Here is a 24,982-nt window from a genome sequence, read left to right as displayed (position 1 = left end):
CTATGCGCTACGGCTGAGAGTCACGACCGTGACGCCCGACCTCGATCGACGGTACGCGCTCGCGGCCATCGTCGTCCTCCTCGGCATTCTCACCGGCATTATTCTGCTGGAAGTGCTCGCGACGATCCTGTTCGCCATCACCGTCGCGTTCGTCCTCGTCCCGGTCCAGCGCTGGCTGGTCAGACGCGGACTCGGCGAGCGACTGGCGGCCATCGGTGCGACTCTCGTCGGTTTTCTCGGAGCGCTCGCGGTGTTCGCCCCGATCTTCGTCACCGTCTATTACCGGATCGACGAGTTGGAGGCGCTGATCCGAAGCGTTCCAGACGAGATACCGATCACCGCGTTCGGCGAGACCGTCACCGTGGAGTCGGCGCTGATTCAGGACGCCCTTCTCGACGTCGTCGGCGCGTTCGCCGTCGCGTTCGTCTGGGCATTGCCGGAGCTCGTCATCAAGTTCGCGCTGTTCGTCCTCCTGCTCTTTGCCCTCCTGTTGAAAGGTCGGGCGGCGGCCAAGGCGGCGGTCGCCCCCGTGCCGCCGGCCTACCGGGACGTGGTCGCCGCGCTCGCCACCCGGGCCCAGGAGACGCTGTACGCCATCTACGTGCTCCAGGTCGCGACCGGTATCGCGACGCTGTTGATCGGCTACCCGCTCTTTCTCGCCCTCGGATACGACGTCGCGTTCACGCTCGCGATGATCGCCGCTATCTTACAGTTCGTCCCGATCATCGGGCCGAGCCTCCTGATCCTGCCGCTCGCCGGCTACGAGGTGCTCCAGGGAGACATCGCCGCGGCCATCCTCGTCGGCGTGCTCGGCGTGGGACTCATCGCCTGGTTCCCAGACGTCTACATCAGACCGAAGCTGGCGTACCGATCGGCCGGCCTCCCCGGCAGCCTCTACTTCGTCGGCTTTACCGGCGGGCTGTTCACGATGGGGCCGATCGGCATCGTGATCGGTCCGCTCATCGTCGCCGTCTTCGTCGAGGCCGTCGAACTGCTCGCCGACGAGGTCCACGCCCGCGAACTCGAGCGATACGAACCGATCGTCGCCGAGTTCGCACTGCCGGAGAGCGAACCGGACGCGTCGGCCGACGACGGCGAGCGAGCGTCGTACGCCGAAACGGACGTACTCGACCCGAACGAGTAGACCGGGCAAAACCGTGCGCGGGCAGCGGTGAGTTCGCCGGTACCGAGCGTCACCGGAATCGAACCGCCGACAGCGGGATTTTTGTCGCGTCCGTCCCGTGTCGTAGCTATGAAAGCCGGGGACGGATCTGCGGGGGCGAAACGGCGCGCGGCCGAGGCGGCGGCGGAGGCGGTCGAAGACGGCACGGTCGTCGGGCTGGGGACCGGCTCCACGACCGCCTACGCGATCGAGGCGATCGGCCGGGCCGTCGCCGACGGACTCGACGTGCGAGGCGTCGCGACGTCTCGCCAGTCGGCCGCACTCGCTCGCGACGCCGGAATTCCGGTGACGACGCTCTCGGCCGTTGAGGGAATCGACCTCGCGATCGACGGGGCCGACCAGGTGGCAAACGGCGACCTGATCAAAGGTGGCGGGGCGGCTCACACCCGAGAGAAGCTGATCGACGCGGCCGCAGATCGGTTTCTGGTCGTCGTCGACGACTCGAAACTCGCCGATCGACTCGACTGGCCGGTTCCGGTGGCGGTGCTCCCGGACGCGGAGGGCGTCGTCGCCGACCGAATTCGCGAACTGGGCGGCGAACCGACGCTTCGGCCGGCCGAGCGCAAGGACGGCCCCGTCGTCACCGACGACGGCCACCTCGTGCTCGACTGCGACTTCGGTGAACTCGACGATCCCGCGGGGCTGGCAGCCCAGCTATCGGCGATCCCCGGCGTCGTCGAGCACGGACTCTTCGTCGGGCTGGCCGACGCGACCTACGTCGGGCGCGACGACGGCGTCGACGTCATCGAGTGACCGGCCCCGTCTCGGCGCTCGCGTCGAGGCCCGCTTCTCCATCTTCTGCGTCGGCAGTCCCAGCCAGGAAAACGACCGCCAGATAGAGTACGCCCAGCGCCCGCGCGGCGGGCACCACCCACGGTTCGAGTCGGAGGTCGGTCGGGTTCTCGTAAGCGAACGACTGGCTGAGTCGGATCAGTGGGCGCGGCGCCAGCGCGGCGACGACGCCACCAACGAGGAGGATCGTACTCGACAGTCGGGCTCGCCGCCGGCCGCGGACGAGCAGCCAGACGACGAGCAGCCCCTCGAGTCGGGCGAGTTCGACCGCTCGCGTTCGCAGGCGCGCGTCTCCGGGGTTCTCGATCCCGATTCGCTCGCACGCGGCGATGACCGGACGCGGTTTGAGCACCTCGAAGACGCCGAAGGCGATCATGGCCGATCGGACGAGCGCCGGGAGTCGACTTCGAACCATATCACGTCGCTCCACGGCCGGCGTCAAAAACGAGGGTGGGAAACGGGATATCGAGACGAAACCGCCGGGAACGAACAAACGAACGGTTTTTGACCGGCTGTCCCAACCTGTGGGGTAGATGCCCGAGACCGCAGATCGCAAGGACGACCACATCCGCATCATCGAGGAAGAAGACGTCGAGACGACCGGCACCGGCTTCGCCGACGTCGAACTCGTCCACGAGGCGCTGCCGGAGATCCACCGCGACGAGATCGATCTGTCGGTCTCGCTGTTCGGGCGCGAGCTGTCCGCTCCGATCGTCATCGAGAGCATGACCGGCGGCCACCCGAACACGACGAAGATAAACCGCGCGCTCGCCGAGGCCGCCGAGGAGACGGGGATCGCGATGGGCGTCGGCAGCCAGCGCGCCGGGCTCGAACTCGACGATCCCGACCTGCTGGAGTCGTACACCGTCGTCCGCGACGTGGCCCCCGACGCCGTCCTCTACGGCAACGTCGGCGCCGCCCAGCTGGCCGAGTACGGTGTCGCAGACGTCGAGCGGGCCGTCGAAATGATCGACGCCGACGCGATGGCGATCCACCTGAACTTCCTCCAGGAGGCCGTCCAGCCCGAAGGCGACGTCGACGCGCGCGGCTGTCTGGACGGGATCGAAGCGGTCGCGAGCGACCTCTCCGTCCCGGTCGTGGTCAAGGAGACGGGCAACGGAATCAGCCGCGAGACGGCCGAACGGCTCACCGACGCCGGCGTCGACGCCATCGACGTCGCCGGGAAGGGCGGAACGACCTGGTCGGGAATCGAGTCCTACCGCGCCCGCGCGGTCGGCGCCGACCGGCAGGCCGCCGTCGGCGAGCGCTTTCGCGCGTGGGGCGTCCCGACGGCGATCAGCACCCTCGAAGCCGCGGCCGTCCACGACTGCGTGATCGCGAGCGGGGGCGTGCGGTCGGGCTTAGACGTCGCGAAGGCGATCGCCCTCGGCGCGCGGGCGGGCGGACTCGCAAAGCCGTTTCTCGGCCCGGCCGGAAAGGGAACCGACGCGGTCGTCGACCTGATCGAGACGCTCTCGATGGAGCTGCAGACGGCGATGTTCGTCACCGGCTCGGAGACGGTCGACGAGTTGCGCGAGACCGACTACGTGCTGCTCGGTCGGACGCGAACGTACCGTGACGAACGCCAGTAGTAACTGACGGGACTGTTCTAAACCCCTATATCGGCAGATCAGAGGGCGTTACACCGATAGTGCGAAAAACGACGTTCCGCTCGGCACGAAGAGGCGCTCGTCGTCGGCGAGCGGGCGGCCGGCGAACGGCGTCTCCTCGTCGGCGTAGGCCCACTCGACTTCGCCCGCCGCCAGATCGATCGCGAACAGCGCCCCCAGAACAGTGCAGTAGCCGCGGTCGCCGTCGACGACGGGCGTCTGGACCGTTCGATGCGAACCGTGTCGCTCGTCGTGGACGTCGTAGTACGCGAGGTCAACCGTCCATACCTCGTCGCCGGTGTCTCTCTCGAGGGCGACGAGGTGGTTCTCCCCGTCGAGGAAGGTGACGAGATCGTCGGTGAGGCTGAGCGCCGTCCGCGTCGACGGCCCGATATCACGCTCAGCTCGCCACTCCACGTCACCGCTCTCTCTATCGATGGCGACGACCGATCCGCCGTCAAATCCGTGGCCATGACTGGCGGCGAACACCCGCGATGACGTGAGTACTGGGCCGATCCGCGTGTGCGGATGCTCGAATTCGTACCGCCAGTACAGGTGGCCGCCGGAATCGTAGGCGGTGACCGACGGAGGGGCCTTCCGACTCGTGGCGTAATTCACATTGCCGTCGACCGCGACCGCGAATTCGTCGTCCGTCGCCGGCGGTGCCTGGACCGTTTGCAATTCGTCGTAGCGGTCGACGATCTCCCTGTCGTCTGCGTCGACTCGGACGAGCCCTGGTTCGGCCAGACTGTCACCCCCGCGGGGGAGTTGATAGCCGACGAACAGCGAGTCGGTCGTCGCACCGATTCCGCCGGTTTCACGAGGTCTGCCGGACGAGTCGGTATCCAGTTCGACGGTCCAGACGACGTCGCCGGTCCGTTCGGAGAGCGCGGTCAGTCTGTCGCCGCCGACGATCAGCGATCCGTCGTGACGGACCGGTCTGGACGTGAGGAACCCCTCATCGACGTATCTCCATCGCACCGATCCGTCGTCCGGATCCACCGCGACGACCCGTTCGCCGGTCCCGAACACGATCGTATCACCCACGCGTCGCGGTTGAAACTGTACGGCGGTGTTCTTCATCGAACGGGATTCGACGCTTTCCTCGTTCGGTTCGACCTCCTCGTGCGCCCAGTCGACGGAAACGGGCGCGTCCGCCGCGAGTTCGTCGAACGACGGCTTCGATCCCAGGATCCACCCGGTACAGCCCGCCGTCGCGGCGAGACACCCCGTCGCGGCGAGGAATGCCCGACGGGAGTTTCTAATTGACCCCATATACCTTCATCCATCGCCCAATGATAAATACTTTGTATAGATGGGTTAAATATCTCAGATTGAGCCGGTGTAAATGTTAGTTATTGTTATTTATTGTTAGATTGGTATATTGTCTTTAGATATATTTAATTCACCCGGACACTTCATTGGCCAGTGTGGAATGAAAGGCAATAAATGCGAGATCAGAAGGAGGAGGGCGCTTCAACTCGGTGCAGCAGGGCTTCCTTGCAAGGAATTGTGAGTACAGTAAGTTCGAAAGGGGAGGGACAAAAATCGGTGCCGGAAATGCTTGTTGAAGTCGGTACGTATGATGATCCCATCAATATGGCGGATGTCGAACGTATCCAGACTAATATTACATACAGCACAGACGAGCATGAGAGCAATTTTCAACCAATCTTAGGTGTTCCAAAGCTATACGAAGAAAGTCGATTGGTTGGATACGGAATTGAACGAAAACAGAAGGGAACAACGAATCAAGTGTTTGAAGTCGTATCTGAAGAGGATGCTACTTTTACGGCCGATTTAAATAGACATGAAAGGCTAAGTAGAATTCGAGAAAAGCTACACAGCGAGAACAAGAATCGCGTGGAGGGATCGTCTAACGACTGGATAGAACAAGATTCTGTACACATTGTGCCTGCAACCGAAGGTTCAAGAGGTTCAATAGAGGACCGATCCTCGATACATCGAACAGTCAATTCTGATCCAATATACAAGCTAGAGTCTCATCTAACTTTTGTCCCTGCACAGGCCGATGACGAGAAGAGTAGCACGGGATCGATTAGTGACATGAATATTAGTCACAGTTGGGACAGCAACATGGACCTACACGACTGGACACCAAATCAACCAGTCACAGGTTACAAAGAGATAACTCAAACAGTTGGTGTCAGTGCTTCAGAATCCGGTATAGAATTTGGAGTGAGTGAGTCTATCTCACAAACAATCCCCCCGGAAGAAATGGTCATCCACAATCCCCAGGGCCAGGGGCGTCGGTGGGAACACGACGTGGATTCTAGTAGTACTGCAGCAAAAAGCCTGCAAACGCTTGAACCGGTATCAATTGCGTCAGGCCACCATGGAGCCTGCTCGACAATTGTTGAATGTGATTATGACGCACGGTTCAGTGGATTGTGGACCGGTAGCCGATATGGCAGTGGAGTTAAATTCCAGACACCAGGCTGCGGGGACCCGATTCATTAGAATCACAGATACCTTATCGTCGACCTGATCGAGACGCTCTCGATGGAGCTGCAGACGGCGATGTTCGTCACCGGCTCGGAGACGGTCGGCGAGTTGCGCGAGACCGACTACGTGCTGCTCGGTCGGACGCGAACGTACCGTGACGAGCGCGAGGGCTAGTCGAACCGGCAACCGTTTTCGAGATGGACGCGTGTGTAATGAGCGTTCGAAATGTTTGGGGGTCGTTAAAGATACACGGTGTTCCGTTGAAATTGAACCACAGTTGAGCCGGCCCAAGCAACCGTAGTGCGACTTCAAGCGGCCACTGCGATCGAACGGGCCTCGAATGTATCAACAAACCTCGCAAATTTTTATTACCCCAATTATTCTCGTAGAGAACGATCAGAGATGGAAACGCGATGGGAAGGCGGCGACCGATCGAACATGTCGTCTTCCGACGCGACGACGCTCGAGGCGCTGCTCGAGTCGGCGGACGTCGACACGGAGACGGTCGTCGACCGGCTCCGGGAGAGTGGGCCTCGGCGTCACGTCTCGGAGGAGAACGTCGACGACGTCCTGGCGGAGATCTCGACCCCCGCGGACGACGAGACGGCCGGCGGGTTCGGCCTCTCGGGCGGTCCGACCACGACCGTCTCGACGACGGGGATCGACGAGGTGTTCGACCAGCTAGAGCGCGACGCTCGGGCGGAGAAAAGCGGTTCGGCCCACGAGACCGTCGAATCGACGAGTGCGAGCGACGACCGGTACGTCGGGACGCTCGACTCCGATCGGGATCACGACTTCGAGCGCGTCGAGCGCGAGGTCGAATCCGAGTTCGGTTCGCTCGCCGGCGGCGGCCCGACGCGGACGGTCTCCGAGCGAGGCGTCGACGAGATTCTGGCGCTCGTCGACGAGGAACCCGGAGAGACGCTCGAACCGGAGCACGAGTCGCCCACCGACGCCCTTCTGCCGGACGACCCGGACGAAGCGATGGCCACGCTCGTGAGCGACGCCTCCGTTCCAGCGGCCGGAGAGACGTCCGAACCGGAGGACACGCCGACCGACGACGAAGGAGACGACGACAACCGATCCGAACCGACGGCATCGACGTTCTTCGGTTCGGACGGCACCGTCGATCTGACCGACGCGTTCGAGTCCCATCGATCCGGCCGCGACGACCCGGAGTCGACGACGGTCGAACCCGCCCGGCCGCCCGAACCGGTTCGCGAACCCGTCGTCGAACCGACCGACACCTCCGATCCGACCGACATCCCTGCGTCGACCGACACCGCCGAATCGACCGACCGTCGAGAACCGATGCCGGCTCCCCGGACCACGAGGAGCAGCCGACCGCTCGTCACTCGCGAAGAACTCGAAGCCATCGCCGCCCTCGCACCGCCTCACCGACACGACGACTCGGTCGGTGACGACGAGCTAGCAGAGAGTGCGGAGACGCCGTCGGCGAGCGAGACCGGGCCGTCGGTTACGGTCGACGACGTCCTCTCGCCCACCGACGTCGCGACGAGATTCGGCCCGGTCGACACGCCGCGAGCGGAATCTGACTCGGACCCGTTGGCGTCCGACGAGTCAGCGCAATCGCCGGCCGAAAACGATCAGCGCGATGGCGAGTCGGTGTCGGTGCTCGGTCGACTGCGCGAACGGCTGACTGCGATCACCGGGTTCGTTCGTCGAGAATAACCCGCGGGTGGCGATGCGTGAGTACTCGATCGGCGTGGCGGTGGCACTGCTCGACGTGTGAGCGCGCAGAAAGTGGGTGGATCAGCCTTACAGGTCGCGCGGCTGGACGGTCTTTCGGTCGTTGGCCTCGGCACGCCGGGCGGCGTCGTCGAGGAGTGCTTCGACTTCTTCGTCGAGTGCGTCGTAGAAGTCCGAGGCGACGTTCTTGTCATCGAGCGCTTCTTTGACCGCGGCTTTGACGATAAGGTCTGCCATACGAATTATCCGTTCTGTCCACCCCCTTATAAGCGTTCTGTTTAATACACGGGTTTACGGGCCTGAGGATGGCTCGAACGGGCGATTGACGCGGTGTTACACCGAAACCTATATGCGGGAAGAATAATCAACGGTCCGAATTCGCCCAGTTGGCGATGCCACAGGGCTCGCGCGCGCTCGGGCCGGATCCGCTCGATCGTCGAGAAGAGACGACCGGTGAGCCCATATTCCCGCGCGTTCGTCGGTCGGTCAATGACGGATCACGTCGTCTACGTTCTGGAGTGTGCCGACGGAACGCTGTATACGGGCTACACCACCGATATCGATCGACGGGTCGACGAACACAACGCCGGCGACGGGGCGAAGTACACCCGATCGCGCACGCCCGTCGACGTCGTCCACGTCGAACGCTACGAGAGCCGGTCGGCCGCGATGAGTCGCGAGTACGAGATCAAAACCTACTCGCGGGCCGAAAAGGAGCGTCTCGTCGGGCTCTAGGCTAGTCGTCCGCGGCGGATGCCGACTCGGCTACCTGCGTCGGATCGATGTACGCGTACGCGACGAGCGTCTCGCCGAGGCGCTCGAATCGATCTTCGAGTGACGAGTCGCGAACGGCGCGGCCGTCGATCGCGTTCGGATCGTCGACGAACTGATTTCTCGCGTTTCTGATGCCGACCTGGTTCGGCACCACCCAGCCGTGGACGCCCCGGACCGTCGATCGGAGGTGATCGAGCGTCGGGCCGAAACTGCCGCCGCCGGCCGTCGCCAGCAGGCCGACGGTCGTGTGTTCGTAGTCGTCCTTGCCGCAGTAGTCGTGAAAGTTCTTCAGCGCACCGGAGTACGAGCCGTGGTAGACCGGCGTTCCGAGGACGAGCGCGTCCGCGTCGCGAACGCGCCGACGGACCTCGGTCTCGTCGCCCTGCTCGTCGACGTCAGGGTCGTACAGCGGGAGGTCGTACTCGCGAAGGTCCAGGAGGTCGGTCTCGGCGCCGGCGTCCGCCGCGGCCGCGAGGACGTATTTCAGTGCCGTCCGCGTGTAGCTCTCGTCGCGGAGGCTGCCCGAGACGGCGAGAATGGACGGGCCAGAAGTCATTGTCCGACGTTAGGCGTCGAATCGTAAAGCTACGTCGCCTTTCGAGGAGTCGGACGCCGGCGAGCGGCCGAGAACCGCCAACGAAAACCTGCCTGCACACCGTCACGATTATGAGGGCGCATCGAAGCTGCGTACTAATGGAAGACGACGATTCGAGAGTCGATTCCTATCGACTCGAACGAGCGCGGTTTTACGACCGGCAGCTCGCAGGAATCGACCGGCCCGACGTCGACTACTACCGAAGGCTGGCGAACGATGTTGACGGTTCCGTCCTCGAAATCGCCTGCGGAACCGGTCGGGTGTACCTTGAACTGCTGGCGGCGGGCGTCGATGTCGATGGCTTCGACCTCTCTGCGGACGCGTTGTCGGTGCTCCGCGAGAACGCCGCCGAGCGCGACCTGGAGCCGTCGGTCTGGACCGCCGACGCGACCGATTTCGAGACGGACCGCCGGTACGATCTCGCGATCTGTCCGTTCAACGCCGTCCAGAACCTGCCGACGATCGACGACCAGCTGTCGGCGCTCGAATCCGTTCACGACGCGCTCGCCCCCGGTGGCCGGTTCGTCTTCGACGTCTTCGTTCCGGGCTTCGACGTCATCTGTGAGACGTACGGCGAGTGGGAGACGAAATCGACCGAGTACCGCGGTGAGGCCCACGAGGTGAGAACCCGGACGCGAATGGCCGACGAGGTCGAACAGCGCTTCGCCGTCGAAACCGAACTGTACGATTCGAGCGGTTCGCTCGTCTTCGCGGAGGACGATCGACTCTCGATGCTCCCCAAGCGCCAGATCGAACTGCTCGCCCGCGCGTCGCCGTTTTCGGATTGGGCCGTCACCGGCGACTTCAGCGACGAGCCGATCGAAGACGGCCACTCGATCCAGGTCTGGAAGCTGGTCGTCTGAGCACCGGTCGATCCCGGAACCCGACTTCCAGCGACCGTACCGGTCGCTCGTCGTCGATTTTTTATCCGGGGCGGTAGAGCCTGGCGTATGGAGCAGATCTCGTTCGGGACCGACGGCTGGCGGGCCACGCTGGAGACGTTCACGAACCGCCGGGTGCGGATCGTCGGTCAGGCAGTCGCCAGTTACCTGAGAGACGAAGGCGAACGGGCGCCGGTCGCCGTCGGCTACGACGCCAGAGAGACGTCCGAGGGCTTCGCGGAGGAGCTCTCGCGGGTGCTGTGTGCCAACGGGTTCGACGTCCTGTTCGCCGAACGCGACTGCCCGACGCCGCTCGTCGCCCACGCGATCGTCGATCGCGGGCTAGCCGGCGCGCTCGTCGTGACGGCCTCGCACAACCCGCCGGAGTACAACGGCGTGAAGTTCATCCCCGCAGACGGTGCGCCCGCGTCGCCGACGGTCATGGACGCCGTCGCCGATCGGCTCGCCGAACCCGAAGTGAGAGCTGACGCCGAACGCGGGGCGGTGCGGCGGGTCGAATTCGGCGATTCGCACGCGAGCGCGGCCCTCGACGTGCTCGCGGCGTACGGATCGGATGCGACCGATCCCCTCTCGGAACTCACCATCGCCTACGACGCCATGTACGGCTCCGGACGCGGCTACACCGACGCGTTGCTCGAACGGGCCGGCGCGTCCGTCGAGCGGCTCCGCTGTGAGCGCGATCCGACCTTCGGCGGCTCGCCGCCCGAACCCGCCCCCGAACACCTGGGCGAGCTGATCGAGCGCGTCACGACCGGCGAGGCCGACCTCGGCATCGCGAACGACGGTGACGCGGACCGACTGGCCGTCGTGACGCCCGCCCGCGGCGCGCTCGACGAGAACCTGTTCTTCGCGGCGCTGTACGACTGGCTGCTCGAGGACGCCTCCGGCCCGGCGATTCGAACGGTCTCGACGACGTACCTGATCGATCGGGTCGCCGAGGCGCACGACGAGCGAGCCTACGAGGTTCCGGTCGGCTTCAAGTGGGTGGCCGCGGCGATGGCCGACCGCGACGCGCTCGTCGGCGGCGAGGAGTCCGGCGGGTTCACCGTCCGCGGTCACGTCCGGGAGAAAGATGGCGTCCTCGTGGCGCTGCTCGCGGCCGCGATGTGCGCCGAAGAATCGATCGACGAGCGCGTCGATCGGTTGCTCGCCGAGCACGGGACGGTGAGCCAGGACAAGCGAAGCGTCGCCTGTCCGGATGCCGAGAAACGCCGCGTCGTCGAGGACCTCGAATCCGCGATTCCGGACGAGGTGGCCGGCGTCGCCGTCGCGGACGTGAACACGGCCGACGGCTTCAAACTCCTGCTCGCCGACGGATCGTGGCTGCTCGTCCGCCCGAGCGGGACGGAACCGGTCCTTCGGGTCTACGCCGAGGCCAGCGACGACGAGCGGGTCGGGACGTTGCTATCTGCGGGAACGGCGCTGGTCGAGTCGGTCGTGTGAGTCAGAGTCGCAGGAATTCCTCCCGGCGGACGCTGCCGGGCCGTCGTTTACGGGCCTCGAACGCGTCGTTCCTCCATGACCGACACCGAGGCGGCTCGCATGGACCTCGAAGCCGACGCCTGGCACCAGGACGAGGAAGGAAACTACTACGTCGACTGCCCGGAGTGTGGATCGGCGGCGACGCTCTCGAACGTGATCGCCCACGGTCGATGTAACGGCTATCTCGACGACCGCGAGTCCGATACGGAGCTCGACGAGGCAGCGATGAGCTGTACGGCGAAACTCTCGTTCGAACTCGTCTACGCGTCAAACCCGGATGCGTCGGGCGAAGACGAAGCTGTCGGTACCGACTAGTTTTTCACGCCGGTCGGGAATGCGACCATAGCATGGACGCGACCGAACGGAGCCGCGAGCGGCTTCGACACCTCCAGTCGCGACTGGCCGAACGGGACGAGTTCGCGGTGATCGACGACGCGTGGGACGTCTCGGCGGAAACCTACGAGCGCGAACGCGTCCGGTTCGACGAGGAGGCGCTCGGCGGCGCGGGCGCCTGGATGACGAACGACGACGGGGCCGTCCTGCTGGTCCGTAACGAGGGTGACGACGGGTGGAGCGATCCCGGCGGCAAGCGAGAAGCCGGCGAAACCTTCGCCGAAGCCGCCGAGCGCGAGGTGCGCGAGGAGACGGGCGTCGAGTGTCGCCTGCGGGGCGTCCGCGAGTTTCACCGAATCGAGCATCGGTCGCCCGACGAACGGGGATCGATCTACGAGGCGATCGTTATCTTCGACGCCGAGTACGTGTCGGGCGAACCGAAACCGCGCGCCGGTGAGATCGCCGACGTGGCGTGGTTCACCGACCCGCCGGAACGAGTCCTGTACGAACAGGTTCGAACGCGGCCGTACCCGGGCCGGTAAGCCGACTCACCACGCGTGGCGACGACCGATCGACGCCAGCCGATCTGTCAGGAGTGCGGATCGACCGACGGCCACCAGCACGACCCCACCGACGATCGCGATGAGGACTCCCAGGAGGTCGTGGCCGCCGAGGGCGGTAATCGCGATTCCGGTGGCGCCGAGCGCGAGCGGAAACGTACCGAGAACCCGCTGTGAGACGGGCCGGTTCCGGTGGTCACGGACGAGCGAGCGGCACACCGGCCAGTACCACGCAAGGAGGATGCCGATCGAGACCCCGAGCACCCACTCGCCGGTTTCGCTCGAAGAGAACGACAGGACGGCCGCGGCGAGTAACCCCGCCGTACCGATCGTGACGGCGACGGGTTCGGTCGTCCTGGCTCGAAGCCACAGTACCACCGCGAGGAACGCGACCCCGATCAGGAGACCGCCGACGACGTCGCCGGGGTAGTGTGCCCCGACCACCACGCGCGAGACGCCGACGATCGCCACGATCGTCCCGCCGATGGTGAATCGTACTCGTGTCGAAAACCAGTCAGTGTCCACGACGAACAATCCCCAGAACACCGTCGCGGTCATCACGTGGCCGCTCGGAAACGACGTCGTCGCGATCTCGACGGGGTGGGCGTACAGCGGTCTGACGAGTGATGGAAAGACCGAGGATTCCAGGGGCGGATCGACCGGCGGCCGACCCAGCGAGTTGAGCGACTTGATGAACGATCGCAACGCGTAGCTGCCGAAGACGATCCCGATCCAGGTGAGCGTTCGCGCTCGTCGTTCCAGCCAGTGTACGCAGACGAGCAACGGCGTGATCAACGTCGCACTGCCGAAAAAAGACAGGAGGACGAGACCGACGACGAGCCACACCGGCGTGCTATCTCGGATCAGTTCGACGACGGCCGGATCGAACCACATCTATCACGACGAGTGGGAGTCGGGAGGGTTGATCCTTCCGTTTCGGCGTCACCCGGATTTGGCGAACTCGGAGATGCTACGAGCCGGCCGTGAACCGTATGAATCCACAGCCGAGTGACGATACCATGGACGAATACGGCTACGTCGTCAACGTCGATGCGGCGGTCTTCGACGACGGTGAGTACCTCTTCATCGAACGGAGCGCCGACGAGGATCACGCCGCCGGACAGCTGGCGTTTCCGGGCGGGAAACTCGAAGCGTCACCCGAGACGACGGATGCTATCGAGCGGACCGCTCGCCGTGAGGTCGTCGAAGAGGTCGGCGTCGAGGTGGGAGCGGTGACCTACGTCTGCAGCGCCACGTTCGAGGACGACGCCGGAACGTCGTGTCTGAACGTGGTGACGCTCTGTACACACCGATCCGGAGAGGGCCACGTCCGAGCACCCGAGGAGGTCGCGGCCGTCCACTGGTTGTCGCCGGACGCGCTTTGTGACCGTACTGACGTCCCGCCGTACCTGCTCGAGTACGTAGCGCGAGTCGAGGCCGTCAGGCAGGCAGAACGCCCGGACTGACGAGTCAGCGCTCGACGTCGTCACCGCGATGCCCACGCACTCCGGCGAACCGCTCGTCGGCCAGCGGTCGAACCTCGAACCCGAGCGCCTCGTAGAACGGTCGAACTGAGCCGGCGAAGTGCGCCGTCAGCCACCCCTCGCGGTCGAGAGCCGTCTCGACGAGACGCGTCCCGACGCCCCGCCCTCGTCGCGCTTTCCTGACGGCAATCGCGTCGATGTGTGCACCTGCCCCGAATTCGGCGAGCGGCCCACGAAACTCGTCCCACCCCGTCACGACCGTCGACGGCTCAGGGTCGAGGAGGATCACGCCGGCGATCGTCGTCTCGCGAGTCGTCGCGACGAGGGCGCCGTCCGCCTCGATACGGGCGTCGAGCCCGTCGTAGGCGAGTACCGCCGCGTCCAGAACTCGCCTGACGTCGAGCGCGTCGTCGTCGGTCGCGGGACGGACGCTCGCTACCGGGTTCGGCTGATCGCTCACGGGTTCACCCGCCTTTGATGAGGCGAAGGACGGTCACGTGGTCCGCCTCGACGGGTTGATCCTCGGGAACCGGTCGGCCATCGACGAGGACGCTCACCTCGTGGGGCGAGTACTCGACGGCGGCGAGGAGATCGGCGTACGTCGGCGGGGCGTCGTCGGGTGCGGTCGGGGAGGCCACCTCGTCGAGGTCGACCTCGTGGGTGTTCTCGCCCTTCACGTCGACGGTTACGCGCATACCTCGTCTTGTGCCCGGAGGGGCTTGAGGGCGTCGTCAGCGGGTGACGGGCTAGAACGGCGCGGAGGTGGCTCGGTGGCTTCGTCGAAGAACGCCGCCTCGAGGGTGATCGTTCGGTCGTTGGAGGCGGTACGGGTCGATCACGCTCACACGGACCACTCCTCCCGCGTATAACACATCTCCCAGAAGTCGTGTTCGAGCCGAGCGCTGGTCAGGAACGCCTCGCGCATGGCGTCGTGTTCGCCCGGATTCCGATCGGCGCAGTCGTCGACGAGCCAGCGCATCCAGTCGACCGCCTCGTAAAACTCGTCGCTGGTGTACTTCTCGATGAACGGCGTGTATCGATGCGTCTCGTCGGCCAACTCGGCCATGCGTTCGGCGACGTCCAAGTAGCCCTGTCCGCAGGGGTAGATCGCCGCCGCGATTTCGGGCAGCGTCCCCTCGTGGGCGGTTCGGACGAGGAAGTTGGTGTAGGCGACGCAGGTCGCCACTTTCTCGGTCCGTTCGAGCTCCTCGCGCGAGATGCCGTAGTCGGCGGCGAACTCCCGGTGGAGGTCCATCTCGAAGTCGAGGACCGTGTGTGCGACGCCCATCAGGCCGGCCATCACCTCCTCGCGGCGAGCCTTCGTTCCCGCGATGGCGAACGTCCGCGCGTAATCGAGCAGGTACCGATAGTCCTGTTCGACCCAGTGTCGAAACGCCGCCGGATCGAGCGTTCCCGCCGCCAGTTCCGTGACGAACGGGTGTTCGTACTGTGCCTCCCAGATGTCAGTCCCCTCGGCGAGGAGTTCGTCGCTGAACGACATGCGGGCGGAAGTACGCGGAGTGGCGGGATATATCTTAGTGGTATAACCGAGTTGTTCCAGCCAGTGGAGTGGTCGGTTCAGGTCCGTCGATGGTGACGAGCGAGCGCGCCCACGATTTAAGTGAAATCGCGAGACAAACCGACTATGAACGACGAATTCATCGTCCCGCCGGCGCTCGAACCCGGCGATCGGGTTGCGATCATCTCCCCTAGTTCCGGCGCGGCTGCCGCGTATCCCCACGTCTACGAGCTCGGACTCGAGCGGCTCCGCGAGAGGTTCGACCTCCAACCGGTCGAGTATCCGACCGCGACTGCCGAGGGCGAATACCTCGACGCAAATCCCGAAGCGCGGGCCCGCGACGTCGAGGACGCCTTTCGCGACCCCGAAATCGACGGCGTGCTCGCCACGATCGGCGGCGACGATCAGATCCGGATCGTCGAACACCTCGATCCAACGGTCCTGGGCGACTACCCCACGAGGTTTTTCGGCTACAGCGACAACACCGTGCTCGCCTCGGTGCTGTGGAACCAGGGTGTCGCTTCCTTCTACGGACCGATGGTGATGACCGAGTTCGCGATGCAGGGATCGATGTTCGAGCATTCGGTCGAGTACGCTCGACGGGCATTGTTCGAGGAGACCGTTGGGGAAATCGAGCCGGCCGACAGCTTCAGCGACGAGGATCTCGAGTGGGCTGATCCCGCGAACCTGGAGCGCGAACGCGAACGGGAGTCCTCGGACGGCTGGCGCTGGACTGGCGGGGCCGAGCCGGTGACGGGCCGCACCTGGGGCGGGTGCCTGACCGTTCTCGATCACATGCTCGCAGCGGACATCGCCGTTCCCGAACCGGAACGGCTCGACGACGCAATCCTCCTGCTCGAAACTTCGGAAGTCTTGCCCGAGGACTGGTACGTCCGGCAGGTGCTGATGAGTATGGGCGAACGAGGGCTGCTCGAACGGATCGGCGGCGTCGTCGTCGGTCGCGCGAAAGCCCGTTCACGATCGTGTCAGCGAGATTCCAAAGCCCGTCGCGCCTACCGGCGAACGCAACGAGAGACGATCGAAACCGAAATCGCCCGCTACGCACCCGATGCACCGATCGTCTTCGACGTCGAGTTCGGCCACTGCGCCCCCTCCGTTCCGGTCCCCGTAGGGGCGATGGCGACGGTTGACCCCGCCGACGAGCGAATCGTTTTCACCGGTGGGTGAGAGCGTTCACGTATGACCGACACCGAACCGACGGCTCCCGACGAGGTCTCGCTGGCGACGGGGCTTCGGTCGCTCGGCGATCCGTCGATCGAGTACCCGCTCGAGCCGCCGCTGACGCGTGGCTGTCCGGAGACGAGCGACGACGAGGTGCAGTACCCGCTCGAAGTGACGTACAATCTGGACGACGTTGACCCGACGCTGTTCGACCGCGGTGGGTCGATCGAAGGCGGCGATCCCCTGTCCGTCGGTCTCGATCGCTGGGCGCCGCTGCTGCCGCCGCTCGCCGTCCCCAGCATGGGCGAAGGCGAAACCCCATCGTTTCAACTGGAACGAGTCGCCGACGAGATCAGTCTAGAATCTGACCTCTACCTCAAAGACGAGAGTCAGAACCCGACGTGGAGCCAGAAGGACCGCCTGGCGCGCTGTGCCGTGAGCGCGGCGGTCCGCTCGGGTTCCCGAGGGGTCGTCGCCTCCTCCACCGGAAATCACGGGGCCGCCGTCGCCGCATACGCCGCCCGGGCGGGACTGGAGGCGGTCGTCGTCACGGCGCCCGAGACGCCCGCGGCGGTTCAGCGGTTCATCGACGCCTACGGCGGGACGCTTCTCGCGATCGACGACGAGGCGGCAAGCGGAAGCGAGCCGCCTCGGAACGGCGAGCGGGGAGCAGAGCGACCCGCGAGCGGCGTGACTCGCCTGGACGTCGTCGATCGATTGGCCGAGCGCGGCTACCACCCGGTCAGCTCCCGCACGGCGGTGCACACCGGTCATCCGTGGGGGCCGGAGGGCTACAAAACGATCGCGTACGAACTGTACCGAGACCTGGGTCGGATTCCGGGGACGGTCGCCGTCCCGACCTGTTACGCCGAACTCCTCTACGGCGTCTGGAAGGGGTTTCGCGACTTAGAACGGCTGGGCGTCGTCGACGAGACGCCACGAATGCTCGCCTGCGAGCCGGCCGCCCGCGGGCCGCTTCGCGAGGCGCTCGCGGCCGACGATCCCGTCGCGACCGTCGAGGCGAACCCCACCGAGGCCTACTCCATCGCGACGACGACCAGCAGCGTCCGCGGCCGGCGGGCCGTCGAGGAGTCCGACGGCGAGGCGATCGGTTTCACCGAGGACGAGCTGGCGAGCGCCGAATCGATCCTCTCCCGGCAGGGCTCCTGGCAGGAGTCGGCCGGAGCCGGCTCGATTGCCGGACTGCTCCGGGCGATCGATGCGGGTCTCGAGGTCGAGGGGCCGGTCGTCGCCATCGGCACCTCCAGCGGGCTCAAAAACGGCGAGTCGAGAGCGGCGCCGCTGGTCGACTCCGACTGGGAGGCGATCGAAGACGCGCTTCGTGCGGCCGGCCACCTCGACAGCGAGGACCGACAGCGCCTCGACGGCGACGACCGACAACTCTTCGACGACGGCAGACGCTCCTCGACGAGGACGGCTGACGGAGACGGCGCTCACGAGTGAGGACGTCGCTTTCCGGGTGACCCTCCGCTGGCGCGTTGACAGGTTACTCGGTCGCCTCCTCGGTCGGTACCCCCGGAAGAACCGGGCGGCGGGTTTCGATCTCCTCGCGATCGCGCTGGAAGACGATGTACTCGGCGAGCTCCAGTTGCGTGTGAGTTCGGCAGAGATGATCCTCGAGACGTCGGTCCGGAGCCAGCACGGTCTCGCAGACCGGACAGGTGGCGGCCGGTTCGAATGCCATTGGATATCGGACAGTCGATCGGAGCATATGCGTGTAGCTTGCACCTGCGGCCGTTCGCCGTGTGGACCGGCCGGTCCGCGATCGCCCTTCGGTCGTTTTATCTTCGGGCCGCCCCTGCCTGCCGGTATGAGCGAGGCCGACGCCGAAACCGAGTCGACGCCGGGGCCGACCGGGATCTGGATCGAAAAGTACCGCCCGGACTCTCTGGACGAGGTCAAAGGCCACGAGAACATCGTCCCGCGACTGAAGAAGTACGTCGAGACCGACGACTTGCCACACCTGATGTTCGCCGGGCCGGCCGGCGTGGGCAAGACGGCCTCGGCCGGGGCCATCGCCCGCGAACTCTACGGCGAGGACTGGCGCGAGCACTTTCTCGAACTCAACGCCTCCGACCAGCGCGGCATCGACGTCGTCCGCGACCGGATCAAGAACTTCGCCCGGTCGAGTTTCGGCGGCGTCGAGTACCGGATCATCTTCTTGGACGAAGCCGACGCGTTGACCTCCGACGCCCAGTCGGCGCTGCGCCGGACGATGGAGCAGTTCTCGCACAACACCCGCTTCATCCTCTCGTGTAACTACTCCAGTCAGATCATCGACCCCATCCAGTCGCGCTGTGCCGTCTTCCGGTTCACCCAGCTCGACGACGCGGCCGTCGAGGCCCAGGTTCGCGAAATTGCCGACACCGAGGGGATCGAACTCACCGACGACGGCGTCGACGCGCTCGTCTACGCCGCCGCGGGCGACATGCGAAAGGCGATCAACGGCCTCCAGGCGGCGGCCGTCATGGGCGACGTCGTCGACGAGGAGGCCGTCTTCGCGATCACCGCCACCGCCCGCCCCGAGGAGGTCGAACGGATGGTCGAGCAGGCGATCGACGGCGACTTCACGGCCGCCCGCGCCACGCTCGACGACCTGCTCACCGACCGGGGACTCGCCGGCGGGGACGTCATCGACCAACTACACCGCTCGGCCTGGGAGTTCGATCTCGGCGAACACGAAACCGTCCGCCTGCTGGAGCGACTCGGCGAGGTAGACTACCGGATCACCGAAGGAGCCAACGAGCGCCTGCAGTTAGAGGCGATGCTGGCGAGTCTCGCGCTCGAGGAGTGATCAGTCCGCGTCGTCGGCCTCGACATCGAAGACGAATCGCGCGCCGCCATCGTCGCCGTTTGCCGCAGTCACCGACCAGCCGTGACCGTCGGCGATCTCGGCGACGATCGAGAGGCCGAGCCCGGTGCCGTCGGTCGTCGTGGAGTAGCCGAACTCGAAGAGGCGGTCGAGATCGGCAACCTCGGAGAATCCGACGCCGTCGTCCGCCACGACGAATCCACCGGTCGTCCCGCGGACGGTCACGGTGACGTCGCCGTCTGCGGGTCGACCGTGTTCGAAACAGTTTCGAAAGAGGTTCTCGAGCAACTGCCGTAGCCGGCTCCGGTCGGCTTCGAGAGTCCGCGTCTCTGCGACGTCGAGCGTCGCCCCGTTGGTGTCGACGTTCGCCCAGGCATCGGTCGCGACCGACGCCAGGTCGAGCACCGTGGGGTCGGTGACATCGCCGCCCTCGCGGGCGATCGTCAGGACGTCTTCGATGATGGCGAACGTGCGCTCGTGGCCGCGTTCGACCTCCTCGAGTAGAGAATAGTCGCCCGTCTCCCTGGCCTGCTCGAGGTAGGCCGACGCCACCGAGAGCGGATTGCGCAGGTCGTGGCTGACGACGCTCGCGAAGCGGTCGAGTCGCTCGTTCTGGTCCCGTAGTTCGCGTTCGCGACGCTTCTGGTCGGTAATGTCGGTGTAGATCGAAAACCCCTCGACACCTCGTTCGCCGAGTTCGAGAGGAACGACGTTGATCTTGAAGTCTCTGACGTCGTCGTTGGTCCGGCGTTGCGTGACGTGCTGGACCGTCTCGCCGGCCATGAGCGCCTCGTTGAGTTCCCGCCCTTCGTCGCCGTGGCCGGGAGGAATAATGTACTCGTCGACGTTCTCGCCGAGAATCTCGTCGGCATCGTAGCCGAACACGTCGCAAAACGCGCCGTTTACGGCTCGGACGATGGGGTCGCCTCCGACAAACTCGTAGCGGACGGCCGGGTCCGGGACGTTCTCGAAGAGCGCTCGGAGTCGATCTCGTTCAGAGAGCCGTTCGCGTTCGGCCCGTAACCGGGTTAGCGTCTCCTCCACGTGGCTCGCGAGCAGTTCTAGCAGTTCGAGGTCCGTGCCGTCGTACACTCCGGCCCCCTCAGCGACCGCCTGGACGACGCCGAACTCGCCGATCGGGACGCTGATGCACGAACTGAACGTGCCGACCTCGTCGTGGGTTCGTTCGTCGGCAGCCGCGTCGGTTACGAGGAACGAATCTCCCGTCTCGTACGTGTCACCCATAATGCCGTAATCGAGCGGGAGCGCCTGGAGGTCGTCTCTGATCGGCCACGAGGAGCGACCTTTCGGGACGAACTGTCCGTCCTCGACGATGCCGAGGTAGCAGACGTCCATCTCCAGGATCCCCTCCGCGGCCTCGACCGTTCGCTCGAACAGGTCGTCCTCGGACGCTGCGCCGGTTAGCGCGGCCGTCCCTTCGTGGAGACGGGTGACGGTCCGTCGCCGATCGCGCAAGCGCTCTTCGACGCGAATGCGTCGGAGCGTCGCTTCGATGTGCGAGGCGAGGATCTCCGCGAGTTCGACGTCGCGCTGGTCGAACGCCGCGCGCTCGGTCGAGATGGCCTGGAAGACGCCGAGATCGCCGATCGGGACGCTGATGGCGGATCGAAAGTTCTCGCGAGCCGGTTCGGCGACCGAATCGCGATGGGCGTCGTCGACGCGGTAGGACTCGCCGGTCTGGAAGGTCTCACCGGCGACGCCCTCGTCCGGCGGAAATTCCGTCGCGTAGTCGACCGGCTGCGTGGACGACACCGCTTTCTGGACGAGCCACTCGCCGTCGTCGCGGTCCTCGTAGCGGATGATGGCCGACGTGTCGAACTCGAGGACGCCCTCCGCGGTTTGGACGGCGAGATCGTACAGCCGCGTCTCGTCGCGACAGGCGACGATCTGCGTGGCCATCTCGTGGAGTTTGGCGATCTTCGAGGCGTCGTCGCGGTCGATCGCCTCACCAGAGTCGACGCAGATTGGCTCGGACGATGCCTGATCGGCCCCTGACGCGTCGGATCGCGCTGTCGCGTTCGATCCACCCGCACCCGTTTTGTGCGTCGCTCGCTCGACCGGTGAGTCCACGTCGCGGTTCGAGTGCTCGTCGGTCATCGTAGTCGCCGACTGGTGACGTCAGCGGGCGTGTTGAGAGTAAAAGGGAGCGTATCCATCATCAATGCATTGGCTCCGGTACTCGAGGCGGTGAGTCCCAGATACCCCGCTTGATCGTCAGTCGAGTCCCGACGGCACCTGCCTTCGTTCGAACACATTCGGACGGAGCCGAACGTCAGTCACTCGGCCGGTTCGACGTCGACGCCGCGGAAGGCGAACGCCGTCCCCTCCTCGTTTTCTGCGACGCCGACGTGCCAGCCGTGGGCCTCGGCGACCCGTTCGACGAGACCCAGTCGGATGCCGGTCCCGTCTCCGGCGGCCGTCGTGCCGGCGAGCGGATCGTCCGCCGAGCCGGCGACGGTTCCGGCGACGTAAAAGCCGTCGTCGGCCGCGCCGACGGAGACGACGGTCGGTCCCGCGGGTGAAAATTCACCGTCGGCCGGATCGCCGGAGGGGGCCGTCGCCACACTGAAGAGGTGTTCGAAGACGGTCCGTAGCCGCGTTCGATCCGCTTCGAATCGGGCATTTCGGTCGAGGTCGAGGCGGGCGTCGCCGGTGTCAGCGGCGACCCAGGACTGTCTGGCGAGGTCGAAGAGTGAAACCACCTCGACGTCTATGATATCGGCGTCGCGACCGACGACGCGTGCGAGGTGGTCGAACGACTCGCTCATCGTTTCGTGCGCCGCGTCGATCTCGGCGAAGTCGTCCGGGTCGCCGGTCTCCGAGGCGAGTTCCAGGTAGCCACGGGCGACGTTGAGCGACGGACGAGCGTCCGTTTCGACGAGTTCGCCGACCGACTCGAGGCGCGCTTCGAGCGCGGCCAATTCCCGTTCGATCCTGCGCAGATCGGTGACGTCGCGCATCCGGATCAGCCCGGCCGTCCCGCTCGCCGGGTCGGCGGCGGTCGTGATCGTGACCTCGACCTCCCGGGTGCCGTCCGTCGTCTCACAGCGCCAGTCGATCGGCGAGCGGTCGCCCGTCTCGTCCGTGAGTTTCTCACGAAGCGTCTGTCCGATTCCGTCCGTTCCAGCGTCGAGAATCGAGAAGACGTCCACGACCGGTTCGCCGCGGACGCGAGCTTCGTCCGTCCCGAACGTCGAGACGAATCCGTCGGTGACGGCCGTACAGATCGGTCGACCGTCTTCGATCGCGTACGCCATAACCGGATCGGACTGGCGTTCGAACCGCGCGGCGATTCGATCTCGCTCGGCTTCGAGGGCCCGGTTCTCGGCTTCCAGACGCGAGATCGTCTCGGTCGATCGATCGTAGGCTTCGGCGAGGTGAGCGGCCGCTCGAGCGGCTCGCCCGTACTCCGAAGCGAGGTGAGCGGCCGCCCGGTCAGCTCGCTCGGCGAGTTCGGCGCGCTCGCGGGTCGCGTCCGATACCGTCCGTTCACAGACCCACATCACTTCGTCGGCCAGGTGCGAGACTGCCTCAGGCGTGTCCCGACGGGCGTAGCCGTCGACGCCGTCGGTCGCGCGGGCCGTCGACGACGCGAACGACGAGTCGGTAAAGAGGACGACCGGCGTGTCGTCGGCGACCTCGATGACGTCGAGAACGGCCGCCCCCTCAGCGGTCGTCGGCGTCTCGGCGAAGACGATGCAGTCGGCCGTATCGACGTGTTCGATCACGGAATCGGGCGTCGCGAACCCGACGTCGAGCGGCGCGGCCGCTCTCAGCGCCTCGGCACCGGCGGCCGCGGCGTCGTCGGTCGCCGCGACGTAGACGACGGTGTGTGCTCGCGTCATTGGGTCGACCAGCGTCCGACCGTAGGCTTGTCACTCCACCTTCTTGTAGTTTCTGTTATATGTGAGTGATCACGCCGTTGATAATTACTTTAGGTGTTGTCCACCCGTCAGATTCAGCCCGTCGTCAGCGGGAGCGTCGCCGGTTGGCCCACGAAGCAACGTACGCACCGGCCACCGCAAGCGTCACCACCCAGTAGACGGCGAACGGGAGGTACGCGTCGGTCTGCCCGCCCGGCGCGCTCGCGAGGAACCGACCGACGAGTGCGAACGACCCGACCGTCGCGCAGCCGACGAACAGCGCGACGGGTGTCGGTGGTGAACGAGCTCGCCACGGCCGCATCGAGCCGGTTCGACGGATCTCGCCGACCACGAGTGCAAGCGCGGCCCCGGCGACGCCGGTCGTGAGCGAGACGGCGAGGTCGACGTCGAGAACCCACCGGAAGGCGAGCGTCTCGCCGACGAGCCACGGAACCAGCGCGAACACGAACGAGAGGGCCGGCCCACCGTTCCAGCAGGCGTAGGCGAGCGGACCGACGGCGACCACCAGCAGGCTGACGACGATGACGAACGCGGTGAACGAATCGAACGCCGGTCCGAGCGACTGGACGCGCTCGCCCGGGCCGGCGCCCGAAACGTACAGACTCGCCAGATTGAGCGCGGCGAGGCCGACGATTGTGGCGACCGCCGCGACGGTCCGCCTCGGATGGACGCCGAACAGCGGGTGGTGAACGACCGACTGTCCCCACCCTCGAGGCTCGACGTCCGGAACGAATTCCTCGTCGGCCGTCGAATCCGGTTGGGCGGGACGCTTGCTCATCTCGACTCACCACCGTCAGTTCGGTTCCGTCCCCAACGATCGGGGCCGGGGACGATCACGGCCGCAAGTCCGTCGTGGTCGGCCCCGCCGCCGTTGGTGAGATCGATCATCTCGGGAGCGAGTCGCCACCCGGCCGCCTGGAACAGCCCGGAAATCGCCTCGCGAGCGTCGACGTACGAGGCGATTCGGTGACGGGGACGAGCGGCCGAGTCCTCGTGAGCCTGCATCGAGACGACGCCTTCGAACTCCCAGCACCGAACGTGGAGCCTGCCGTGTAAGCCGGCGGCCGTCTCCGCGGCGGTCGCCTCCTGGTAGATGAAGCGCGCTCGCGTCCGATCCCAGGCGTACCGGCCGTACTCCTCGATATCGCCAGTCCATCCCGCCTCCTTGAGGACGGCCATCACGGCGGAGAGCCCGGCCGCCGAGTCGGCGAGCGGAAAGACGACGTTGATCGGGGCCGTAGACGCGAAGCCGTCGCCGGTCGGCCGGTACTGGTAGCGCGCGACCGGACTCTCGTCTTCGGTCGTGATCGGGTCGTCGAACGAAACGTCGACGTCGGTCGCCGCGTCGGCGGTCGCCGGCCGGTTCGGCGGCGACGGTGCCAGGACGAGTGCGCCGAGCCCGGACAGCCCGACCGCGCCGGCGTACGTCAGCGCTGACCGCCTGTCGAGTTTCGATCGGTCGTCCGATCCGGGGCCGGCCACGTCGACCGCATCACGCCCGCGTTCCCCAGCCGTCGAGTTCGACGAATCGTCGGTCAGTACGGCATCCTCCTCGTTTACACCCCGTCCGCCATCCGACGCTCGCCCCATATGTAACCAGTACAACGTGATCGCTTATTCCTCTTGTGACATCCGAGGGACGACGCGACGAA

26 protein-coding genes and 1 pseudogene are annotated in these 24,982 nt (G+C 65.7%); 14 read left to right on the top strand and 13 right to left on the bottom strand.

From position 1 onward, the window contains the following. Positions 1 to 28 precede the first annotated feature (28 nt). Positions 29 to 1,144, top strand: a complete 1,116-nt coding sequence (locus tag NKH31_RS08090) for an AI-2E family transporter (protein ID WP_254864623.1) — start codon at positions 29 to 31, stop codon at positions 1,142 to 1,144. A gap of 108 nt (positions 1,145 to 1,252) precedes the next feature. Then, the gene (gene rpiA / locus NKH31_RS08085) at positions 1,253 to 1,936 is read left to right on the top strand and encodes a ribose-5-phosphate isomerase RpiA (RefSeq protein ID WP_254864622.1); all 684 of its coding nucleotides are present in this window, start codon (positions 1,253 to 1,255) and stop codon (positions 1,934 to 1,936) included. On the opposite strand, the gene NKH31_RS08080 is transcribed toward rpiA, so the two are convergent. Then, complete coding sequence (locus NKH31_RS08080) at positions 1,926 to 2,390, bottom strand: hypothetical protein (RefSeq protein ID WP_254864621.1); 465 nt, start codon at positions 2,388 to 2,390, stop codon at positions 1,926 to 1,928. The two genes, rpiA and NKH31_RS08080, sit on opposite strands and share 11 nt — an antisense overlap. Positions 2,391 to 2,508: 118 nt before the next feature. Between NKH31_RS08080 and fni the strand changes: the two genes are divergently transcribed. Continuing rightward, positions 2,509 to 3,567 carry a type 2 isopentenyl-diphosphate Delta-isomerase gene (fni, locus tag NKH31_RS08075; protein ID WP_254864620.1) on the top strand — a complete coding sequence of 353 codons (1,059 nt, stop codon included), beginning with the start codon at positions 2,509 to 2,511 and terminating at the stop codon, positions 3,565 to 3,567. A 48-nt stretch (positions 3,568 to 3,615) separates the two neighbouring features. On the opposite strand, the gene NKH31_RS08070 is transcribed toward fni, so the two are convergent. Beyond that, the gene (locus NKH31_RS08070; protein WP_254864619.1) at positions 3,616 to 4,860 is read right to left on the bottom strand and encodes an outer membrane protein assembly factor BamB family protein; all 1,245 of its coding nucleotides are present in this window, start codon (positions 4,858 to 4,860) and stop codon (positions 3,616 to 3,618) included. Positions 4,861 to 5,136: 276 nt separating this feature from the next. Between NKH31_RS08070 and NKH31_RS08065 the strand changes: the two genes are divergently transcribed. Together NKH31_RS08065 and NKH31_RS08055 are read left to right on the top strand one after the other, a co-directional pair. Further along, positions 5,137 to 6,066, top strand: a complete 930-nt coding sequence (locus tag NKH31_RS08065; protein ID WP_254864618.1) for a hypothetical protein — start codon at positions 5,137 to 5,139, stop codon at positions 6,064 to 6,066. A 387-nt stretch (positions 6,067 to 6,453) separates the two neighbouring features. Continuing rightward, positions 6,454 to 7,743 (top strand): hypothetical protein, encoded by a 1,290-nt coding sequence (locus tag NKH31_RS08055; RefSeq protein ID WP_254864617.1) that lies wholly within the window; start codon positions 6,454 to 6,456, stop codon positions 7,741 to 7,743. Between the two features lie 87 nt (positions 7,744 to 7,830). On the opposite strand, the gene NKH31_RS08050 is transcribed toward NKH31_RS08055, so the two are convergent. Continuing rightward, positions 7,831 to 7,998 (bottom strand): hypothetical protein, encoded by a 168-nt coding sequence (locus tag NKH31_RS08050; protein WP_007701338.1) that lies wholly within the window; start codon positions 7,996 to 7,998, stop codon positions 7,831 to 7,833. Between the two features lie 252 nt (positions 7,999 to 8,250). Between NKH31_RS08050 and NKH31_RS08045 the strand changes: the two genes are divergently transcribed. Beyond that, on the top strand, positions 8,251 to 8,496 hold the full coding sequence (locus NKH31_RS08045; protein WP_254864616.1) for a GIY-YIG nuclease family protein: 246 nt from the start codon (positions 8,251 to 8,253) through the stop codon (positions 8,494 to 8,496). 1 nt (position 8,497) lies between these two features. On the opposite strand, the gene NKH31_RS08040 is transcribed toward NKH31_RS08045, so the two are convergent. After that, a complete protein-coding gene (locus tag NKH31_RS08040; RefSeq protein ID WP_254864615.1) occupies positions 8,498 to 9,091 on the bottom strand; it encodes an NADPH-dependent FMN reductase in 594 nt (197 codons plus the stop codon). A gap of 137 nt (positions 9,092 to 9,228) precedes the next feature. Here NKH31_RS08040 and NKH31_RS08035 point away from each other — a divergent pair, with 137 nt between their 5' ends. From NKH31_RS08035 to NKH31_RS08020, 4 genes and pseudogenes are all read left to right on the top strand, one after another. Continuing rightward, complete coding sequence (locus NKH31_RS08035; protein WP_254864614.1) at positions 9,229 to 9,993, top strand: class I SAM-dependent DNA methyltransferase; 765 nt, start codon at positions 9,229 to 9,231, stop codon at positions 9,991 to 9,993. 87 nt (positions 9,994 to 10,080) lie between these two features. Continuing rightward, complete coding sequence (locus tag NKH31_RS08030; protein WP_254864613.1) at positions 10,081 to 11,475, top strand: phosphoglucomutase/phosphomannomutase family protein; 1,395 nt, start codon at positions 10,081 to 10,083, stop codon at positions 11,473 to 11,475. 75 nt (positions 11,476 to 11,550) lie between these two features. Beyond that, positions 11,551 to 11,820, top strand: a pseudogene (locus tag NKH31_RS08025) (hypothetical protein); the annotation flags it as partial. Between the two features lie 41 nt (positions 11,821 to 11,861). Beyond that, the gene (locus NKH31_RS08020; RefSeq protein ID WP_254864612.1) at positions 11,862 to 12,389 is read left to right on the top strand and encodes an NUDIX domain-containing protein; all 528 of its coding nucleotides are present in this window, start codon (positions 11,862 to 11,864) and stop codon (positions 12,387 to 12,389) included. A 6-nt stretch (positions 12,390 to 12,395) separates the two neighbouring features. Here the strand turns inward: NKH31_RS08020 and NKH31_RS08015 are convergent, their stop codons facing one another. Further along, positions 12,396 to 13,301, bottom strand: a complete 906-nt coding sequence (locus NKH31_RS08015; RefSeq protein ID WP_254864611.1) for a phosphatase PAP2 family protein — start codon at positions 13,299 to 13,301, stop codon at positions 12,396 to 12,398. A 98-nt stretch (positions 13,302 to 13,399) separates the two neighbouring features. Between NKH31_RS08015 and NKH31_RS08010 the strand changes: the two genes are divergently transcribed. After that, positions 13,400 to 13,873 (top strand): NUDIX hydrolase, encoded by a 474-nt coding sequence (locus NKH31_RS08010; protein WP_254864610.1) that lies wholly within the window; start codon positions 13,400 to 13,402, stop codon positions 13,871 to 13,873. A gap of 4 nt (positions 13,874 to 13,877) precedes the next feature. On the opposite strand, the gene NKH31_RS08005 is transcribed toward NKH31_RS08010, so the two are convergent. The 3 genes from NKH31_RS08005 to tenA form a co-directional block, all read right to left on the bottom strand. After that, positions 13,878 to 14,351: a GNAT family N-acetyltransferase gene (locus NKH31_RS08005; protein ID WP_254864609.1), complete on the bottom strand. Its 474-nt coding sequence runs from the start codon at positions 14,349 to 14,351 to the stop codon at positions 13,878 to 13,880. Positions 14,352 to 14,355: 4 nt separating this feature from the next. Then, the gene (samp2, locus tag NKH31_RS08000) at positions 14,356 to 14,586 is read right to left on the bottom strand and encodes a ubiquitin-like small modifier protein SAMP2 (protein WP_254864608.1); all 231 of its coding nucleotides are present in this window, start codon (positions 14,584 to 14,586) and stop codon (positions 14,356 to 14,358) included. 146 nt (positions 14,587 to 14,732) lie between these two features. Next, entirely contained in the window at positions 14,733 to 15,392 is a 660-nt protein-coding gene (gene tenA / locus NKH31_RS07995; protein WP_254864607.1) for a thiaminase II, read from the bottom strand. A gap of 144 nt (positions 15,393 to 15,536) precedes the next feature. On the opposite strand from tenA, the gene NKH31_RS07990 reads away from it, so the two are divergent. Both NKH31_RS07990 and NKH31_RS07985 read left to right on the top strand, forming a co-directional pair. Beyond that, positions 15,537 to 16,598 (top strand): S66 family peptidase, encoded by a 1,062-nt coding sequence (locus NKH31_RS07990; RefSeq protein ID WP_254864606.1) that lies wholly within the window; start codon positions 15,537 to 15,539, stop codon positions 16,596 to 16,598. A 12-nt stretch (positions 16,599 to 16,610) separates the two neighbouring features. Beyond that, positions 16,611 to 18,056 carry a threonine synthase gene (locus tag NKH31_RS07985; protein ID WP_254864605.1) on the top strand — a complete coding sequence of 482 codons (1,446 nt, stop codon included), beginning with the start codon at positions 16,611 to 16,613 and terminating at the stop codon, positions 18,054 to 18,056. Positions 18,057 to 18,099: 43 nt separating this feature from the next. On the opposite strand, the gene NKH31_RS07980 is transcribed toward NKH31_RS07985, so the two are convergent. Further along, on the bottom strand, positions 18,100 to 18,297 hold the full coding sequence (locus NKH31_RS07980; RefSeq protein WP_254864604.1) for a hypothetical protein: 198 nt from the start codon (positions 18,295 to 18,297) through the stop codon (positions 18,100 to 18,102). Between the two features lie 126 nt (positions 18,298 to 18,423). Between NKH31_RS07980 and NKH31_RS07975 the strand changes: the two genes are divergently transcribed. Further along, entirely contained in the window at positions 18,424 to 19,407 is a 984-nt protein-coding gene (locus NKH31_RS07975; RefSeq protein WP_254864603.1) for a replication factor C small subunit, read from the top strand. Here the strand turns inward: NKH31_RS07975 and NKH31_RS07970 are convergent, their stop codons facing one another. From NKH31_RS07970 to NKH31_RS07955, 4 genes are all read right to left on the bottom strand, one after another. Next, positions 19,408 to 21,543, bottom strand: a complete 2,136-nt coding sequence (locus tag NKH31_RS07970; RefSeq protein ID WP_254864602.1) for a GAF domain-containing protein — start codon at positions 21,541 to 21,543, stop codon at positions 19,408 to 19,410. 179 nt (positions 21,544 to 21,722) lie between these two features. Continuing rightward, positions 21,723 to 23,291 (bottom strand): nitrogen regulation protein NR(II), encoded by a 1,569-nt coding sequence (locus NKH31_RS07965; RefSeq protein WP_254864601.1) that lies wholly within the window; start codon positions 23,289 to 23,291, stop codon positions 21,723 to 21,725. 124 nt (positions 23,292 to 23,415) lie between these two features. After that, a complete protein-coding gene (locus NKH31_RS07960) occupies positions 23,416 to 24,108 on the bottom strand; it encodes a hypothetical protein (protein ID WP_254864600.1) in 693 nt (230 codons plus the stop codon). Then, positions 24,105 to 24,920, bottom strand: a complete 816-nt coding sequence (locus NKH31_RS07955) for a hypothetical protein (protein ID WP_254864599.1) — start codon at positions 24,918 to 24,920, stop codon at positions 24,105 to 24,107. Before NKH31_RS07955 ends, NKH31_RS07960 begins: the two co-directional genes overlap by 4 nt. Positions 24,921 to 24,982 lie beyond the last annotated feature (62 nt).

The organism is Halovivax gelatinilyticus (genome assembly GCF_024300625.1).
Lineage (GTDB): Archaea > Halobacteriota > Halobacteria > Halobacteriales > Natrialbaceae > Halovivax > Halovivax gelatinilyticus.
Note: the sequence above shows the minus strand (reverse complement) of the source record. Positions and strands in the feature narration are given on the sequence as shown.

Bases quoted from the DNA above. Each gene is read 5' to 3' on its own strand.
- NKH31_RS08035 (WP_254864614.1), top strand. From the start codon at position 9,229: ATGGAAGACGACGATTCGAGAGTCGATTCCTATCGACTCGAACGAGCG.
- NKH31_RS07960 (WP_254864600.1), bottom strand. From the start codon at position 24,108: ATGAGCAAGCGTCCCGCCCAACCGGATTCGACGGCCGACGAGGAATTC.
- NKH31_RS07985 (WP_254864605.1), top strand. From the start codon at position 16,611: ATGACCGACACCGAACCGACGGCTCCCGACGAGGTCTCGCTGGCGACG.
- NKH31_RS08045 (WP_254864616.1), top strand. From the start codon at position 8,251: ATGACGGATCACGTCGTCTACGTTCTGGAGTGTGCCGACGGAACGCTG.
- NKH31_RS08050 (WP_007701338.1), bottom strand. From the start codon at position 7,998: ATGGCAGACCTTATCGTCAAAGCCGCGGTCAAAGAAGCGCTCGATGAC.
- NKH31_RS08030 (WP_254864613.1), top strand. From the start codon at position 10,081: ATGGAGCAGATCTCGTTCGGGACCGACGGCTGGCGGGCCACGCTGGAG.
- NKH31_RS08010 (WP_254864610.1), top strand. From the start codon at position 13,400: ATGAATCCACAGCCGAGTGACGATACCATGGACGAATACGGCTACGTC.
- NKH31_RS07970 (WP_254864602.1), bottom strand. From the start codon at position 21,543: ATGACCGACGAGCACTCGAACCGCGACGTGGACTCACCGGTCGAGCGA.
- NKH31_RS07975 (WP_254864603.1), top strand. From the start codon at position 18,424: ATGAGCGAGGCCGACGCCGAAACCGAGTCGACGCCGGGGCCGACCGGG.
- NKH31_RS07955 (WP_254864599.1), bottom strand. From the start codon at position 24,920: ATGGGGCGAGCGTCGGATGGCGGACGGGGTGTAAACGAGGAGGATGCC.
- NKH31_RS08020 (WP_254864612.1), top strand. From the start codon at position 11,862: ATGGACGCGACCGAACGGAGCCGCGAGCGGCTTCGACACCTCCAGTCG.
- NKH31_RS08040 (WP_254864615.1), bottom strand. From the start codon at position 9,091: ATGACTTCTGGCCCGTCCATTCTCGCCGTCTCGGGCAGCCTCCGCGAC.
- NKH31_RS08080 (WP_254864621.1), bottom strand. From the start codon at position 2,390: ATGGTTCGAAGTCGACTCCCGGCGCTCGTCCGATCGGCCATGATCGCC.
- fni (WP_254864620.1), top strand. From the start codon at position 2,509: ATGCCCGAGACCGCAGATCGCAAGGACGACCACATCCGCATCATCGAG.
- NKH31_RS08055 (WP_254864617.1), top strand. From the start codon at position 6,454: ATGGAAACGCGATGGGAAGGCGGCGACCGATCGAACATGTCGTCTTCC.
- tenA (WP_254864607.1), bottom strand. From the start codon at position 15,392: ATGTCGTTCAGCGACGAACTCCTCGCCGAGGGGACTGACATCTGGGAG.
- NKH31_RS07980 (WP_254864604.1), bottom strand. From the start codon at position 18,297: ATGGCATTCGAACCGGCCGCCACCTGTCCGGTCTGCGAGACCGTGCTG.
- NKH31_RS07990 (WP_254864606.1), top strand. From the start codon at position 15,537: ATGAACGACGAATTCATCGTCCCGCCGGCGCTCGAACCCGGCGATCGG.
- samp2 (WP_254864608.1), bottom strand. From the start codon at position 14,586: ATGCGCGTAACCGTCGACGTGAAGGGCGAGAACACCCACGAGGTCGAC.
- rpiA (WP_254864622.1), top strand. From the start codon at position 1,253: ATGAAAGCCGGGGACGGATCTGCGGGGGCGAAACGGCGCGCGGCCGAG.
- NKH31_RS08015 (WP_254864611.1), bottom strand. From the start codon at position 13,301: ATGTGGTTCGATCCGGCCGTCGTCGAACTGATCCGAGATAGCACGCCG.
- NKH31_RS07965 (WP_254864601.1), bottom strand. From the start codon at position 23,291: ATGACGCGAGCACACACCGTCGTCTACGTCGCGGCGACCGACGACGCC.
- NKH31_RS08070 (WP_254864619.1), bottom strand. From the start codon at position 4,860: ATGGGGTCAATTAGAAACTCCCGTCGGGCATTCCTCGCCGCGACGGGG.